Source organism: Rhizobium sp. L1K21, from assembly GCF_024055895.1.
In the GTDB taxonomy this organism is placed as follows: domain Bacteria; phylum Pseudomonadota; class Alphaproteobacteria; order Rhizobiales; family Rhizobiaceae; genus Ensifer_A.
The window spans coordinates 89,083-103,796 of the sequence record NZ_JAMXLE010000005.1; the positions used below are offsets into that span (position 1 = coordinate 89,083).

Here is a 14,714-nt window from a genome sequence, read left to right on the forward strand (position 1 = left end):
TTAGCCTGCGCTATATTTCAGAGATTTGGAGAGCTTCAATGTCTGACGTGGATGCACGTCTGAATTTATCCCAACGCACCGACGCGAGAGTCCGCCGTGTGCTTGCTGGCGAAAAACTGGGGCCGCGCTCGGTTCTGGCCTTCGCCGGACCCGCCGTTATCGCCTCCATCGCCTATGTCGACCCCGGCAATTTCGCCACCAACATTCAGGCCGGTGCGGGCTATGGTTATTCGCTTTTGTGGGTTGTGCTGGCCGCCAATCTCATTGCCATGCTGTTTCAGTCGCTTTCGGCCAAGCTCGGCATCATTACCGGGCGCAATCTTGCGGAAATGTGCCGCGATGAATTTTCAACACCCGTTCGGCTTGCCATGTGGGCCGTCAGCGAAGTGGCGGCGATGGCAACCGACCTTGCCGAATTCTTAGGCGGTGCCATCGGTCTTTCCCTCCTTTTCGGCATGCCGCTGCTCGCCGGCATGGCAGTGACAGCGATCGTTACCTATGGTGTGCTACTTTTCGAAGGGCGCGGCTTCAGGCCCATGGAGCTGATCATCGGCGGCCTCATCGCCATTATCAGCCTCTGTTATGTGGTTGAAATGTTTATCGCGCCGGTGGATTGGGCGGCAGCAGGCGTTGGTCTTTTGGTCCCCGACCTGCCGGATGCAAGAGCGCTCACCATCGCGGTTGGCATTATCGGGGCAACCGTCATGCCGCATGCGGTCTATCTCCATTCCGGCCTCACCCAGCATCGCACGCCAGGCCGCAATGATGCCGAGCGCTCCATTCTCTTGCGCTTTTCCAATTGGGAATGTGTGCTGGCACTTGCGGTTGCCGGTGCGGTCAACATGGCCATGGTGATCATGGCCGCGGCCGCGTTCCATGCCGGTCACTCGGAAGTGTCGGAAATCGAAACCGCCTATCACACGCTCACACCGCTCCTGGGCGGGGCGGCAGCGGGCTTCTTCCTCGTGTCACTCATGGCGTCAGGCATATCCTCGTCCGCGGTCGGCACTATGGCCGGGCAGATGATCATGCAGGGCTTTGTGGGGTTCCGCATCCCGATCTGGCTGCGCCGACTGATCACCATGCTGCCGGCCTTTGTGGTCGTGCTCATGGGCGTCAACCCCACCGAAGCGCTGGTCTACAGCCAGGTTGTGCTTTCCTTTGCCCTCCCCATCCCCATGGTGGCGCTCGTCATGTTTACCCGCAATCGCGCGATCATGGGCCATTTTGCCAATGGCAGGCTAACCGATTTTGCCGCTATTGGTGGAGCTGCCGTGATCCTCTGTCTGAACGTCGTTTTGCTGGCGCAGACATTCGGAATCCCCATCCCCGGGCTTGAATAGAAGGAATAGGCAATGGGCCATCGGGACGCAAACGACACCCGCCTCTCGGCAACAGAAGTCGAGACGCATGCGGAAGCCTTTCAGAAAAGCCGCGATGCACGCCGCAGCGCGTTGGTCGAAGATTATGTGGAACTGATCGACGATCTGATCGAACACATGGGCGAGGCGCGCCAGATCGACATTGCTCAGCGCATGGGTGTCAAACAGCCGACCGTCGCCAAAATGCTCAAGAGGCTGGCCGATGACGGCCTGATCACCCAACGCCCCTATCGTGGCGTGTTCCTCACCGATGAAGGCCGGCAGATTGCTACCATGGCGCGCAAGCGTCACGATATCGTTGAAGCGCTTCTGCTGCATCTCGGCGTTGACCCGGACACTGCGCGCAACGATGCCGAAGGTATCGAGCACCATGTGAGCAAAGAGACGCTTGAAGCTTTCGAACGATTTTTGAAGAAGGGTTAGGGTCGAGAGTTGGCCAAGGGTGCCCATCCAGCCAAAAATTGTCTGATTTGACACGTTTTTCTTGTTGTGGATTGTCGGATATGACAAGATAAGAGCATGAAAGAGATTGTGTGGGTAAAATCGGCGCGCAAGGAGTTTGAGAAATTTCCAGCGGGAGCCCGTGAAGTCATGCAGTCTGCATTGATTGTGGCCGCTGAGGGCCGCAAGGCAGATATTGCCAAACCCATGAAAGGCTTGGGGTCCGGCGTGATGGAAATTGCGCTACCCTATCGCTCAGACGCTTATCGGGTCATCTACGCGGTTCAGTTCGGAGATGACCTCTGGGTGGTTCACGCCTTCCAGAAAAAATCGACCAGGGGAATAGCCACGCCCAAAAAAGAGGTGGAGCTGATCAAAGCCCGTTTAAAACACATCAGGGAGATGATGCCATGAGTGACGACGACTTGGAAATCGTGCGGGGAAGCGGCAATATCTTTGCCGACTTTGGCGATCCCGACGCCGAAACAAAGCTGATGAAAGCCAAGCTCGCCGCCAAGATTATCGGCGTTCTTGACGACCGGAAAATCAAAGCGGTGACAGCAGCAAAGATGGCGAGTGTGGCAGCGGCGGATATATCCCGCGTTCGCAATGCTGACCTATCCAAATTCACCCTGGATTGGCTTGTGAGACTGCACCACGCCCTTGAACCAGACGTGGAAGTGGGGCTGACCTTTTCGCCTCGAGAGAGAGAAACCCGTCACGCCCTGGCATGCTAAGCGATTGTCCTAATTTCCGGCCCTTCATCAAGGCGTCGGCCGTCAATGGTCGAATTGCAAGGCGCCTGTGGGATCAGGACAAAGAGGGCTTCAAAGCACCAAACAAAAAAAGAGCAGCAGCGCATCAAATCCCCACTTGATGCTGCTGCTTGCCCTCGTGTTCGGTTTGACCCGAAATGGATGTCAATTCCGCCGACCTTCATTCGTTTCCCCGCCTGGAAACAAAATCAATCAACATCCATTGCGTTTTTTATAAACTGACAAAGAGCAAACATCTACCCGGAGATATAGGGGATGGATTGTCTTTGTCCTGGACCTTTGCCATGCGCGGATCAAAGACGGGCAAATGGTGGAATGGGTCATTGCGAAGGCGTTTTCAGCGTGAAGCAGAAGGTGGCACCTTTACCAAGGGTTGATTCAACCCAGATTTCTCCGCCATGACGGTCAACGATCTTCTTGCAAGTGGCAAGGCCAAGCCCGGTGCCGACAAACTCACCGATCGGATTGAGGCGTTTGAACGGTTCAAAGATCAGGCTCGCGTGTTTGGGGTCGATACCGATACCGTTATCCTTCACTGATACGGTGAAGACGCCGTTTTCTTCGGTGGCGTGGATTGAAACCTGCGGGGTCTCTCCGCGGCAGAACTTGATCGCATTGCCGACCAGGTTCTGAAAAAGCTGTATCAGCAGCGCCTCATTGCCCCACGCAAGCGGCAAATCAGCCCGCTTAACCTCCGCACCCGCCTGATCGAGTTCAATGCGCAGGTTCTCCAACGCGGCATCGCAGGCAGCCGAAAGATCTGTCTCGCCAAAGCTGACATTGGGCGAAAGCGATTTGTTGTATTCGTCGAGCGTGCTCACAAGCAGGCCGATACGGTCCACCATCTTGCCCATCATGCCGAAAAGCTGTTGAGCGCGCTCCACATCCTTTTCTTCCAGCGCCTGAACCAGGCCTTCGCCGACGATGCGAACATGGCGCACCGGCGCCTTGAGGTCATGGGCCAACATGCGTGAAAAGCTTGAAAGCGCTTCCTGCTGCTCGCGGATCTGCCGTTCGAGATGGGCAATCTCCATCACATGGGTCACCGCCTTGCGTACGGTTTCAACAGAGACGAAACGTTTGGGAATATATTCATCGGCTCCGCTCTTCATCGCCCGCGTTGCCAGCAATTCGTCGCCTTGCCCTGTCACCATGATAATACGCGCTTCAGGCGCTTTTGCCTTCAGGTTTTCTATACCCTCAAGACCATCCAGCAAGGGCATATCATAATCGAGGAAAATGCAGTCAACCTGGTTCTCGCCGATGGCAGACAGAGCCTCGGAGACGCCTTCGGCCTCATGCACCGCGCATTCGAGGCCGGATTTGGCAAGTGCACGCCGCAGGCTCTTGCGGTCCCCCATGTCATCATCGATGATCAAAATGCCAAGCCTGGCTCCCGCATCCATCAATGGTCGGCTCCTTCCTCAAGATGCGTCGGCGTTTGGAAGCTCCACGATCCGCCAATAGGCACCCAGCATATCGACCAGCTTCAAGAAGTCCCGGCCGGCCGTCTCTTTCACGATATAGCCCGCGACGTTCAGATTATATGCCTTGACCTTGTCCTCCTCACTTTTGGACGTGGTCAACATGAAGACGATGGATGACTTCAACTGCGGGTCGGCGCGTAACTCGTGCACGAATTTGATACCATCCATGCGCGGCATATTGATATCGGCAAGGATGATGAACGGTGCCGGCAGCGGTTCGCGGCCATTGCCACCTCTCAAAATCTCCAGCGCTTCCACGCCATCCACTGCGCGATGCACTGGATTGGCGACCTTGGCCCTGCGAAATGCACGGATAACCGCCTTCGCATCACCATCGTCATCTTCCACAAGAAGCAGGCTCAACCCTTTCCCTCCGGTTTGTTCTAATTCGGGGTCAATCATCTTTTCCTCTTCGGTGCAGCACGTCTCGCCTGCACCTTATTTCTTCCAGGTGAAATAGAAGGTGGTCCCCTCACCCTCCCGTGAATCGAGCCAGATGCGCCCGCCATGCTGCTCTATATGCTTGCGTACAATCGCCAGACCCATGCCGCTGCCTTCCACCACATCGCGCGGTTTCAATGTCTGGAACATCTGAAATATCTGCTGATGATACTCTGCCGGTATACCCGGCCCATTGTCCTTGACGGAGAAACGGTATGTGCCCTCCATCTCCTCTACACCCACCTCGACGCGCAATTCCTTGCCACTCTCCGCGTGTTTGATGGCATTGCCGATCAGGTTTAGGAATATCTGCTGCAAAGGCATCTTTGGCAACCTGATATCGGCAAAATCCCGCCCAACGATGATATTGCGGTCTTCGCCGGGCGTGAGCAGATGCACAACATCGTCCAACAATTGGGAGCCGCTCACGATCTCCTCTTTGTCAACGGCCAGCTTGCGGCCAATGCGGGAATATTCCAGGAGATCATCCAGCAGCCGCTCCATGCGCAACACACGGCTGCGGATCAATGTCAGGTTTTCCCGGCTGTCTTCATCCAGCTTATCTTCCAGATCCTCCATCAACCAGGTGGAGGCGTTGTCGATCACGCGCAAAGGCGCTTTCAGGTCGTGGGAAGCAACATAGGCAAAATCATCAAGTTCCTTGTTCGATTGCGCCAGCATTCCCGTCAGCTTTTCAAGCTCGGTCATGTCACGCGCAATGCACAGAACGAACGTCTCGCCCTCAGCATTTTCAAACCGCACATTCTGGGCGACGATGCTGCGCACCTTTCCATCCGGGAAGATCACCGTCGAATTGACTTCGGAATAGCCATGCTCAAACGCTTCCAATTTGGCGCTTTCTGACTTTTGCGTATCGGCTTCACTGAGAACCGTCCGGACGAGGCTGCCAAAGACCTGATCGCGTGTATCAACCGGAAAGGCCTCTCTGAAAACCCGGTTGGCCTGCACAATCCGCATGTCGGCGTCCAGAACGTAGATCATATTCGGGTTGGTGTTCATGACCAGGTCAAGAAACTCGCGCTGCGCCTCCATATTTTTCTCAGCTTCCTTACGCTGAGAGATATCGCGCACAATGCCAGTGAACATCGGCTTGTCACCCAAAGTAAGCTCGCTGACGGAGAGGTCGAGCGCGAAAACACTGCCATCCTTGCGAAGGCCTTCGACCTCCCGGCCGAAGCCGATAATGTGTTTCTCCCCCGTCTTGGCATATGTCTTCAGGTAATCATCGTGATGGCGTGCGTAATGGGGCGGCATCAGCATCTTGATATTCTGGCCGATGCATTCTTCCGGCGTATAGCCGAAAATCACCTGGCAGGCCGGGTTCACGGTGGCGATCGTGCCGAAACGGTCAATGGTGATGATCCCGTCATTGACCGTATCGAGAACGGCCTTCGCCTTGAGTTCGGTGCGCTCCAGATCCTCTGTCAGCGACACGAAAGCGCGCGCCAGTGCGCCCAGCTCGTCGTCCCGGTCCACAGGCAATGCATGCGCTCCGTCTCCTCTCAGCACCGTGTTCGTCATTTCTGTGAGGGGGGCCGTGTAATGGCGGATCAGAAGCCAGGCGAAAGCAGCCACCGCTGCCAACAGCGTTACGGCAAGCGCCAGAGTCTGCGTGCGAATGCGCCTTGCTGGCGCCAGAAGTGTCTCCTGGGGGACTTCCATAACGACAAGAAGTTGCGTGTGATCATCTCCGAGAACGTCAACGCGGGTGGCGAAATCGACCTTGCCATCTTCGATAAAATGTTCCTCTTCGCCCGACATGCGTAACGCATGTTGAACGGCGGTCGGGATATCGGCCTTATAATTGAGATGAAATTCCAGATCGCCGGCCCCACCGTTCGGCTCATAATTCAAATAGTCGCCGGCGCGATTGACCAGATAGGTCGTATGCGACGGGCGGGCATCGTTCAACGCATTGAACAAGAGCCGCTCATAGTGCGCGTTGATCACGATGACGCCAAACGGCAGTCCGCTTTCCTCGTCAAAAACCGGGATCAGAACTCTGATCACCGGCTCAGCCGGTTCCTCGACCTTGCCGTTTTCTCGGTTAAGCGTAATCTCCGAAAAGCGGCTTTCACCGGGTGTCAGACCGGTCGCAATCTGCATATAGGGCTCATTGCCCTTTTCCTGAAGCTCGGCTTCGGGCACCCGCTCAACCTCATCACCTGTACTGTTGACCCGCACTATCTCACGGCCATCGTCCGCAAAGCCGATATAGCGGATTTGCGTGTATTCTGACCGCCGGCGGATCACTGAGGCAAAAATGGTTTCAAGGCGGGTGCGCCACCTCTGATAGGAGGAGCCATCCAATGGGTCGATCCCGCCAGCAGCCCGGCTTCGGATGATCCCCTGGATCGGCGGGGTCTGGGAGACGATGACAGCGTCACGCTCCATCCTCAAAAACGTGTTTCTCACGTGGACGCCGGTCAAACGCGCCTCGCCGGCAAGCTGGGCGATGGCCGCATCCTGTGTGCTTTCACGCACGCCGGCATAGCTCAAGAAACCGGTAACGGCCACAGCCACCAGCAGAACACCGCAAATCAGGAGAAGCCTTGGATCGCCGAGCGGTCGCCAGGGACTGTAAATGTCTTTCCGCATTGCCGCTAAAACCGCCTATGCCTCGCCTCTCGGTTGAGTCGGCAGTCAATCGTGAAACCCGCAGAGCGTCAACGCTGCCGCATGGGCAATATTAGCGATATCCTAGGGCACGGATCTGCTTCACTGCCCGCAGGTTCATCAGGCCTGCACGAAGTGCCCCGGTGAAACTTCGCTATAGGCACGCACCGGTGGCTGATAACCAACCGGACGAATGGGACTCTTGATTTCGTCAACCGCCAGACCGCGCCGTGTGCCGCGCCTGTCGGGATCTGGAACCGGAACCGCAGCCATCAGCTTCTTCGTATAGTCGTGCTGCGGATTTTCGAACACCTGCTGACGCGGACCGATCTCCACGATCTCGCCCAGATACATGACCGCCACACGATGCGAAACACGCTCGACCACGGCCATATCGTGGCTGATGAAGAGATAAGCCAGATTGAGGCTCTGCTGAAGATCGATCAGCAGATTGCAGACCTGCGCCTTGATCGAGACGTCGAGTGCGGACACCGCCTCGTCTGCGATGATCACCTTCGGATCGAGGATCAGGGAGCGGGCGATGGCGATACGCTGGCGCTGGCCGCCGGAAAATTCATGCGGATAGCGCTTCATCATGTCGGCCTTCAGCCCCACACGCTCCAGCAGATCGGCTGCGCGCTCGCGGGCCTGCGATTTTTTGCCCAGCCCATGCTCGATAAACGGCTCCATGATGGCGCTGCCCACAGTCATGCGCGGATCAAGGCTGGCGAAGGGGTCCTGAAAAATCATCTGAATGGTGCGGCGCATGTCGCGCAGATCCCGCGTTCCAAGCTTCGTCACCTCGTACCCGTCCAGGGTGATATTGCCGTCAGTCGGCTCCACCAACCGGGTGATGGAACGTCCGGTGGTGGATTTTCCGCATCCGGACTCGCCCACCAGCGACAGGGTCTCGCCCGGTTTCAGATCGAAGGAGACATTTTCCACCGCGTGTACGGCACCGCTCTTGCGGGCAAAAAGGCCGGAACGGATGTCGAAACGCGTCACCAGGTTTTTCACGTCCAGAACCGGCTGAACCTTTTTCTCCGGCGCAATGCCTTCGCTTTCGGCCTGAACCATCTCCCCGGTCTTGATATCGATCACCGGAAAGCGCATCGGTCGCGCCTTGCCGGCCATCGAGCCAAGCTTCGGGACAGCAGAAAGCAGCGCACGCGTGTAGGGATGCTGGCCATTGTGGAAAATATCGGCCGTTGTGCCCGTTTCCACAGCATCACCGCGGAACATCACGATGGTGCGGTCGGAAATTTCCGCCACCACGCCCATATCGTGGGTGATGAACAGAACCGACATGCCGGTCTCGTCCTGCAGTTCCTTGATGAGGTCGAGGATCTGGCCCTGAATCGTCACATCGAGCGCTGTGGTCGGCTCGTCGGCAATCAGAAGCTTGGGACGGGAAGCCAGTGCCATGGCAATCATCACGCGCTGGCGCATGCCGCCGGAAAACTGGTGCGGATATTCGTCAAAACGGTTCTTGGCATTGGGGATGCGCACCTTGTCGAGAAGTTCGAGCACTTCCCGCTTGGCCTCCTCCTTGGAGACATCACGGTGGCACAGGATGGCTTCGGCGATCTGCTTTCCAATCGGGAAGATGGGATTGAGGCTCGTCATCGGCTCCTGAAAAATCATCGAAATTTCATTGCCGCGAATGCGCCGCATGGATTCGTCGTCGAGGCTCAAAAGCTCCCGACCCTGAAGCCAGACTTTGCCTTCGATGCGGCTCGTCGATTTCGGCAGAAGCCGCATGATGGAAAGCGACGTCACGCTCTTGCCGGAGCCGGATTCGCCCACGATGGCAACGGTTTCGCCAGCGGCGACCTCGAAACTCATGTCGCGCACGACGGCGTGCCAGTCATTCCCGCTACCGAAGGAAGTCGTGAGGTTCTCGACCTTCAAAACCGGCGCGGCTGTGGACGTCTCAGCAGTCATTCAAATCTCCCCTCGGGACATCAATTGGCAAGCGCCGATTCCGTGAGCGCCACCCAATAGCTGATGCCATAGGGGATCGCTTCGTCGTTGAAATCATAGGCCGGATGATGCAGGCCGGCCGTATTGCCATTACCGATATTGATGAAAGTGCCGGGCCGCTTTTCCAGCATATAGGAGAAATCCTCCGCACCCATGGTGGGTGGCGTGCCCTGAAACACATTCTTCTCGCCAACGATGCCTTCGAGCACTTCAACGGCAAAATCCGTTTCCTTGGGGTGGTTGAAGGTCACGGGATAGCCGCGCTCATATTGCACTTCAGCCTTGGCACCGAAGGTTGCGGCAATGCCCGAAACCACTTCCTTCAAACGCCGCTCGGCAAAATCGCGCGTTTCGGGCAACAGCGAACGCACGGTTCCGTGCAGCGTGACGGTATTGGGAATGACATTATGTGTATCGCCCCCGTGAATGGAGGCAATCGTGATGACCAGCGAGTGAAGCGGGTCCGTCTCGCGCGAGGTCAAAGCCTGGACTGCCAGGATCATATGCGCCGAAACCACCACCGGATCGATCGTATGATGCGGGGAAGCGGCGTGACCACCTTTGCCTTCGACGAAAATCTTGAATTCGTCTGCAGCGGCCATGGACGGCCCCTTGTTGGTTTCGAACTGGCCGACAGGCAGGCCCGGCTTGTTGTGCATGCCGTAGACCTCGGAGATTTTGAATTTCTCCATCATCCCGTCTTCAATCATCGCCAGAGCGCCGGCACCACCTTCTTCGGCAGGCTGGAAGATCACCGCGACCGCACCCTTGAAATTGCGTGTTTCGGCGAGATATTTCGCAGCGCCCAAAAGCATGGATGTGTGCCCGTCATGGCCGCAGGCGTGCATCAGCCCGGGTTTTTTGGAGGTCCATTCAACGCCGCTTGCCTCGGTAATGGGAAGCGCATCCATGTCTGCCCGCAGACCGATCGTCTGGCCCTCGCCTTTCGAACCCTTGATCAGCCCCACGACACCGGTTTTGCCAATGCCCGTTTCAACGACATCGCAACCGAATTCCTTGAGCTTTTCAGCGACGAAATCTGCCGTGTGTTCAACATCATAAAGCAGACCGGGATTTTCGTGAATATATCTGCGCCAGCCGGCGACTTCCGTCTGCAGCTCGTGCACGCGGTTGAGAATCGGCATGAAAATTCCTCTTCAAAATTGACTTTGGCAGCCAATAGCTTTTGAATATAGTGATACGGAAAATGAGCGCTTTGCAACCCATATTTTCCGCTTGAATCACGTTAGGCCGTGTGTTTACATGCGGCAATTTTGATCAGGCGGACAAAAAACCGCATGTTGCCCTGGATGCATTTCCTGGGGCCGGAATTGTTTTCACTCAGAAAAATTTGTTGTTGAAAAACATGCATTTATCATCTTGACTTTTTCATTCAACGCTGACCTCATCCAGACTTCTAATCAACTGCTGCCACAAGGCAGCAACCAAAAGGGGAAGACTTATGAAAAAAGGGAAACTGCTTCTGGCAGCATCAGCCGCATTGATGGCGGCGGCTGCCACGCCGGCATTTGCTGAGCGCGGGACGGACGGTGATCTGAAGATCATCTTCTGGCAGGCACCAACAACGATGAACCCGTATCTTTCGGGCGGCACCAAGGAAGTTTATGCTGCGTCCGTGGTTCTGGAACCGCTGGCACGCTATGATGAGAATGGCGATCTGACGCCCTATCTCGCCGCCGAAATCCCGACCGTTGAAAATGGCGGCGTGGCTGAAGACCTGACCTCCATGACGTGGAAGCTGAAAGACGGCCTGAAATGGTCTGATGGCTCGCCGGTGACGGCTGCAGACGCCGTCTTCACCTGGAAATACTGCACGGCGCCGGATGGCGGTTGCGCCCAGGGCGCCTATTATGAAGGTGTCACGAACGTCGAAGCACTCGACGACCAGACCATCAAGATCAGCTTCGACAAGCCGAAGCCTTACCCCTACTCTGCCTTTGTCGGCGCTCAGTCCCCGATCATCCAGGCCAAGCAGTTTGCCGATTGCATGGGTGCCAAAGCCCCTGAATGCACGGATGCAAACTTCAACCCGATCGGCACAGGTCCCTTCAAGGTTGCCGAATTCAAGCCCGGCGACGTGATTTCCTATGTCGCCAACGAAAACTACCGCGACCCGGCAAAGCCTGCCTTTGCGTCCATCACGCTCAAGGGCGGTGGTGATGCGGCCTCTGCTGCACGCTCGGTGCTGGAAACCGGCGAATTTGATTACGCCTGGAACACGCAGGTCGAGCCGGAAGTTCTCGCCAGCATGATGTCCTCCGGCAAGGGCAAGCTGGAAACCGCATTCGGCAACCTCGTCGAGCGTCTCGACCTCAACCCCTATGCGGTGGACTCCTCGCTCGGCGACAAGCGCTCCACCAAGGAAGCCGGTCCGCATCCCTCGCTCAGCGATCCGGCTGTGAAAAAAGCGCTTTCCATGGCCATTGACCGCGAAGTTCTCGTGGGTGCCGGTTATGGCGAAGCCGGTCAGCCGACCTGCAACATCGTTCCCGCTCCCGCGATCTATGCATCGCCGAACAACCAGGATTGCCTCAAGCAGGACATTGAAGGCGCCAACAAGCTGCTCGACGAAGCCGGCTGGAAGATGGGTTCCGACGGCATTCGCGAAAAGGACGGCGTCAAGCTTTCCTATCTCTACCAGACATCGACCAACTCCGTTCGTCAGGCCACGCAGGCCCTGATCAAGGATTGGTGGAGCCAGATCGGCGTTGCAGCCGAACTGCGCAACGTTTCCGCTAACGTCTTCTTCGGTGGCGACCCGGCTTCTCCGGATACATTCCAGAAGTTCTATGCGGATGTTCAGGAATACGCCAACCAGTTCGACGGTGCGGACCCGGAAAAATATCTGGCCGGCTGGATGTGCGACAAGATCCCGAACCCATCCAACGGCTGGCAGGGTGAGAACATCGTTCGCTACTGCAATCCTGAATATGATGCGCTGATTCAGGAACTGGGCAAAACCGCTGAACTCGAAAAGCGTGCTGAAATCGCCATCAAGGCAAACGACATGCTGACCGATGATTTCGCCCAGATCCCGATCATCTACCGCGGCTCGCTCTCCGCAAGCTCTACGAGCCTCGAAGGCGTCAAGATCAACGCCTGGGACTCTGAACTGTGGAACGTCGCTGACTGGTCCCGCAAGAAGTAATCGCTTCTTTCCCTCCACCGGCCCGAACCTTGTTGTTTCGGGCCGGTGATTTTGAATAATTTCGAGGCGTTGCGGGGACCTCTGAATGTTTACTTACACTATTCGGCGATTGCTTTTCGCAATCCCCACTCTGCTTGTCATCAGCTTTGTGATTTTCGCCCTGCTGGATCTGGCACCTGCTGATCCCCTGGCCAATCTGCCCTTGACCATTCCACCGGAAGTGCGTGAGAAAATGCGTGAGGCCATGGGCCTGAACCAGCCTTTCCTGGTGCGCTATCTTCTCTGGCTCAAGCAATTTTTCATCAACGAGCCGCTGAATATTCTTCAGGAAATGACCGGCATCGTGATTGGCGATGGAGACCGATTGCGGGTCTTGTCGTGGGCAACGCGTGCCCCGGTCGTCGATCTCATTGTTCAGCGCATGCCACAGACGCTCTGGGTCGTGGGTCTGTCTTACCTCTTCGGCGTCATTCTGGCGATCCCGATCGGTGTGATCTCCGCTTACAAGCAATATTCGATTTTCGATCAGATCGGCACGTTCATCTCCATGGTCGGCTATTCGGTGCCGACCTTCTTCACCGGCGTCCTGCTGATCGTGATCTTCTCCGGCTATCTGCAGTGGTTCCCGTCGGTTTACGACACCAATCTGGAGGTCCGGGACTGGTCGAGCTTCGTCGCGCAGGTTCGCCAGATGGTGCTGCCGGTGACGGTGCTGACACTTTATAACACCTCACAGATCGTGCGTTTCGTGCGCGCCTCCATGTTGGACAACCTCCATCAGGATTATGTGCGCACTGCGCGCGCCAAAGGCGTGAAAGAAAAGACCGTGCTTTTGGTCCACGTGCTGCGCAACAGCCTCATTCCAGTGGTCACCGTCATTGCGCTTGGCGTTCCGACCATCTTTTCAGGCGCCATCATCACCGAACAGATTTTCCGGGTGAACGGACTGGGACAATTGCTGATCTCGGCAATTGAGGGTGCCGACCTGCCGCTGGTGCAGACACTCACCTTCATCTTCGCCTTCCTGATCGTGCTCTTCAATCTGATTGCCGATGTTCTCTACGGCATTCTCGACCCGAGGATCCGCTATGACTGATGCAACCTATATCGAAGACGAAAAGCCGACTTCGGTCTGGGGCGATATCTGGCGGCAGTTCAGGGCGCACAAGGGTGGCGTTGCCGGCCTCGTTGTCTTCCTGATCATTCTTTTTACCGTCTATGTCGGCCCGTTCATTCACACGATCGACCCGAACAAGATCGATATCCGCGCCAAGAACCAGGGCCCGAGTCTGGCCCACCCCTTCGGCACGGACAATCTCGGTCACGACATGCTGGCGCAGGTCATGGCGGGCGGACAGATATCGCTTGCCGTGGGCATCACCGCCATGTTGCTGGCACTGTTTCTGGGCACATTGGTTGGCGTGACATCGGGCTATTTCCGGCGTCTTGACGGGCCGCTCATGCGGGTGACGGACCTGTTTCTGGCGCTGCCCCTCCTGCCGGTTCTTCTCGTCGTCATCCTTCTGTTCCGCGATTCACTGCGATCCACCTTCGGGCCGGAAACGGGAATCTTCATCCTCATCGTTTTCGTAATCGGCATCACCAGCTGGATGCACACTGCCCGCATCGTGCGTGGCGACGTGCTGGCGGTGAAGAACCAGGAGTTCATTCTGGCTGCGAAATCGGCGGGCATACGCGAGTTCCGCATCATCCTGCGGCATCTTCTGCCCAACGTCATGAGCTCGATCATGGTGTCTGCAACGCTCGGCATTGCCTCGGCGATCATTACCGAATCCGCGCTCAGCTTCCTGGGCCTCGGCTTCCCGTCGGATTTCCCCACCTGGGGCCGGCTGCTCTATGACGGCGCAAACTTCCTGCAGATCACCCCTGCCCGCGTCTTCTGGCCGGGTCTGGCGATCTCGCTTACGGTCTTGAGCATCAACTATATCGGCGACGCCGTGCGCGATGCGCTCGACCCGAGAATGCTGAAGCGGTGAGGCATCCGCCTTCCCTCGCCACATTGACAAAGTAAGGATTTTTCCTTACTTTGTCTTTTAGAAGAGGGATCCGGATAATGCTCGCGCGCAAAATCAGCAAGATCACAGAGAAGGGGCAGGTCACTGTTCCGAAGGTCGTGCGCGATGCTCTCGGCGTTAGCTACGGCGGGCAGGTTGCCTTTTATATCGACGACGAGCGGAACGTTCGCGTTGAACGCGTTGAACAGGACGAAGACCCGGCAATCGACAGTTTCCTTCAGTTTCTTGCAAAGGACCTGCAGGACAACCCGTCAGGCTCCATTGTCGATCTGCCGCCTTCACTGCAGGGCCGCATTCGAGCGCTGACAGAAAATATGGAAGTCGATCTCGACGCACCGATCGAGGGTGACGTTGCGATTTGA

13 protein-coding genes are annotated in these 14,714 nt (G+C 56.6%); 8 read left to right on the top strand and 5 right to left on the bottom strand.

The annotated features are described in order from the left end of the window. The first annotated feature begins 38 nt into the window (after positions 1 to 38). From NHF56_RS18910 to NHF56_RS18925, 4 genes are all read left to right on the top strand, one after another. Entirely contained in the window at positions 39 to 1,343 is a 1,305-nt protein-coding gene (locus NHF56_RS18910; RefSeq protein WP_252807496.1) for an Nramp family divalent metal transporter, read from the top strand. Between the two features lie 12 nt (positions 1,344 to 1,355). Then, on the top strand, positions 1,356 to 1,805 hold the full coding sequence (gene mntR / locus NHF56_RS18915) for a manganese-binding transcriptional regulator MntR (RefSeq protein WP_252807498.1): 450 nt from the start codon (positions 1,356 to 1,358) through the stop codon (positions 1,803 to 1,805). Between the two features lie 96 nt (positions 1,806 to 1,901). Continuing rightward, positions 1,902 to 2,237, top strand: a complete 336-nt coding sequence (locus NHF56_RS18920; protein WP_252807500.1) for a type II toxin-antitoxin system RelE/ParE family toxin — start codon at positions 1,902 to 1,904, stop codon at positions 2,235 to 2,237. Continuing rightward, positions 2,234 to 2,560, top strand: a complete 327-nt coding sequence (locus NHF56_RS18925) for an XRE family transcriptional regulator (RefSeq protein WP_252807502.1) — start codon at positions 2,234 to 2,236, stop codon at positions 2,558 to 2,560. Before NHF56_RS18920 ends, NHF56_RS18925 begins: the two co-directional genes overlap by 4 nt. A gap of 359 nt (positions 2,561 to 2,919) precedes the next feature. On the opposite strand, the gene NHF56_RS18930 is transcribed toward NHF56_RS18925, so the two are convergent. The 5 genes from NHF56_RS18930 to NHF56_RS18950 form a co-directional block, all read right to left on the bottom strand. Continuing rightward, the gene (locus NHF56_RS18930; protein WP_252807667.1) at positions 2,920 to 4,005 is read right to left on the bottom strand and encodes a hybrid sensor histidine kinase/response regulator; all 1,086 of its coding nucleotides are present in this window, start codon (positions 4,003 to 4,005) and stop codon (positions 2,920 to 2,922) included. An 18-nt stretch (positions 4,006 to 4,023) separates the two neighbouring features. Continuing rightward, positions 4,024 to 4,449 carry a response regulator gene (locus NHF56_RS18935; protein ID WP_252807504.1) on the bottom strand — a complete coding sequence of 142 codons (426 nt, stop codon included), beginning with the start codon at positions 4,447 to 4,449 and terminating at the stop codon, positions 4,024 to 4,026. 75 nt (positions 4,450 to 4,524) lie between these two features. Further along, positions 4,525 to 7,146, bottom strand: a complete 2,622-nt coding sequence (locus NHF56_RS18940; protein ID WP_252807506.1) for a PAS domain S-box protein — start codon at positions 7,144 to 7,146, stop codon at positions 4,525 to 4,527. A 138-nt stretch (positions 7,147 to 7,284) separates the two neighbouring features. Then, on the bottom strand, positions 7,285 to 9,108 hold the full coding sequence (locus NHF56_RS18945; RefSeq protein WP_252807508.1) for an ABC transporter ATP-binding protein: 1,824 nt from the start codon (positions 9,106 to 9,108) through the stop codon (positions 7,285 to 7,287). Positions 9,109 to 9,128: 20 nt separating this feature from the next. Next, complete coding sequence (locus NHF56_RS18950) at positions 9,129 to 10,292, bottom strand: M20 aminoacylase family protein (protein ID WP_252807510.1); 1,164 nt, start codon at positions 10,290 to 10,292, stop codon at positions 9,129 to 9,131. A gap of 317 nt (positions 10,293 to 10,609) precedes the next feature. Between NHF56_RS18950 and NHF56_RS18955 the strand changes: the two genes are divergently transcribed. The 4 genes from NHF56_RS18955 to NHF56_RS18970 all read left to right on the top strand — a co-directional run bounded on the left by NHF56_RS18955 (position 10,610) and on the right by NHF56_RS18970 (position 14,714). After that, positions 10,610 to 12,316: a peptide ABC transporter substrate-binding protein gene (locus NHF56_RS18955; RefSeq protein ID WP_252807511.1), complete on the top strand. Its 1,707-nt coding sequence runs from the start codon at positions 10,610 to 10,612 to the stop codon at positions 12,314 to 12,316. A gap of 85 nt (positions 12,317 to 12,401) precedes the next feature. After that, entirely contained in the window at positions 12,402 to 13,412 is a 1,011-nt protein-coding gene (locus NHF56_RS18960; RefSeq protein ID WP_252807513.1) for an ABC transporter permease, read from the top strand. Beyond that, a complete protein-coding gene (locus tag NHF56_RS18965; RefSeq protein WP_252807515.1) occupies positions 13,405 to 14,313 on the top strand; it encodes an ABC transporter permease in 909 nt (302 codons plus the stop codon). Before NHF56_RS18960 ends, NHF56_RS18965 begins: the two co-directional genes overlap by 8 nt. 77 nt (positions 14,314 to 14,390) lie before the next feature. Beyond that, positions 14,391 to 14,714: a type II toxin-antitoxin system PrlF family antitoxin gene (locus NHF56_RS18970; protein WP_252807517.1), complete on the top strand. Its 324-nt coding sequence runs from the start codon at positions 14,391 to 14,393 to the stop codon at positions 14,712 to 14,714.

What these genes read in the sequence shown, in the direction of transcription:
- NHF56_RS18910 (WP_252807496.1), top strand. Translation starts at nt 39, where the DNA reads ATGTCTGACGTGGATGCACGTCTGAATTTATCCCAACGCACCGACGCG.
- mntR (WP_252807498.1), top strand. Translation starts at nt 1,356, where the DNA reads ATGGGCCATCGGGACGCAAACGACACCCGCCTCTCGGCAACAGAAGTC.
- NHF56_RS18920 (WP_252807500.1), top strand. Translation starts at nt 1,902, where the DNA reads ATGAAAGAGATTGTGTGGGTAAAATCGGCGCGCAAGGAGTTTGAGAAA.
- NHF56_RS18925 (WP_252807502.1), top strand. Translation starts at nt 2,234, where the DNA reads ATGAGTGACGACGACTTGGAAATCGTGCGGGGAAGCGGCAATATCTTT.
- NHF56_RS18930 (WP_252807667.1), bottom strand. Translation starts at nt 4,005, where the DNA reads ATGGATGCGGGAGCCAGGCTTGGCATTTTGATCATCGATGATGACATG.
- NHF56_RS18940 (WP_252807506.1), bottom strand. Translation starts at nt 7,146, where the DNA reads ATGCGGAAAGACATTTACAGTCCCTGGCGACCGCTCGGCGATCCAAGG.
- NHF56_RS18945 (WP_252807508.1), bottom strand. Translation starts at nt 9,108, where the DNA reads ATGACTGCTGAGACGTCCACAGCCGCGCCGGTTTTGAAGGTCGAGAAC.
- NHF56_RS18950 (WP_252807510.1), bottom strand. Translation starts at nt 10,292, where the DNA reads ATGCCGATTCTCAACCGCGTGCACGAGCTGCAGACGGAAGTCGCCGGC.
- NHF56_RS18955 (WP_252807511.1), top strand. Translation starts at nt 10,610, where the DNA reads ATGAAAAAAGGGAAACTGCTTCTGGCAGCATCAGCCGCATTGATGGCG.
- NHF56_RS18960 (WP_252807513.1), top strand. Translation starts at nt 12,402, where the DNA reads ATGTTTACTTACACTATTCGGCGATTGCTTTTCGCAATCCCCACTCTG.
- NHF56_RS18965 (WP_252807515.1), top strand. Translation starts at nt 13,405, where the DNA reads ATGACTGATGCAACCTATATCGAAGACGAAAAGCCGACTTCGGTCTGG.
- NHF56_RS18970 (WP_252807517.1), top strand. Translation starts at nt 14,391, where the DNA reads ATGCTCGCGCGCAAAATCAGCAAGATCACAGAGAAGGGGCAGGTCACT.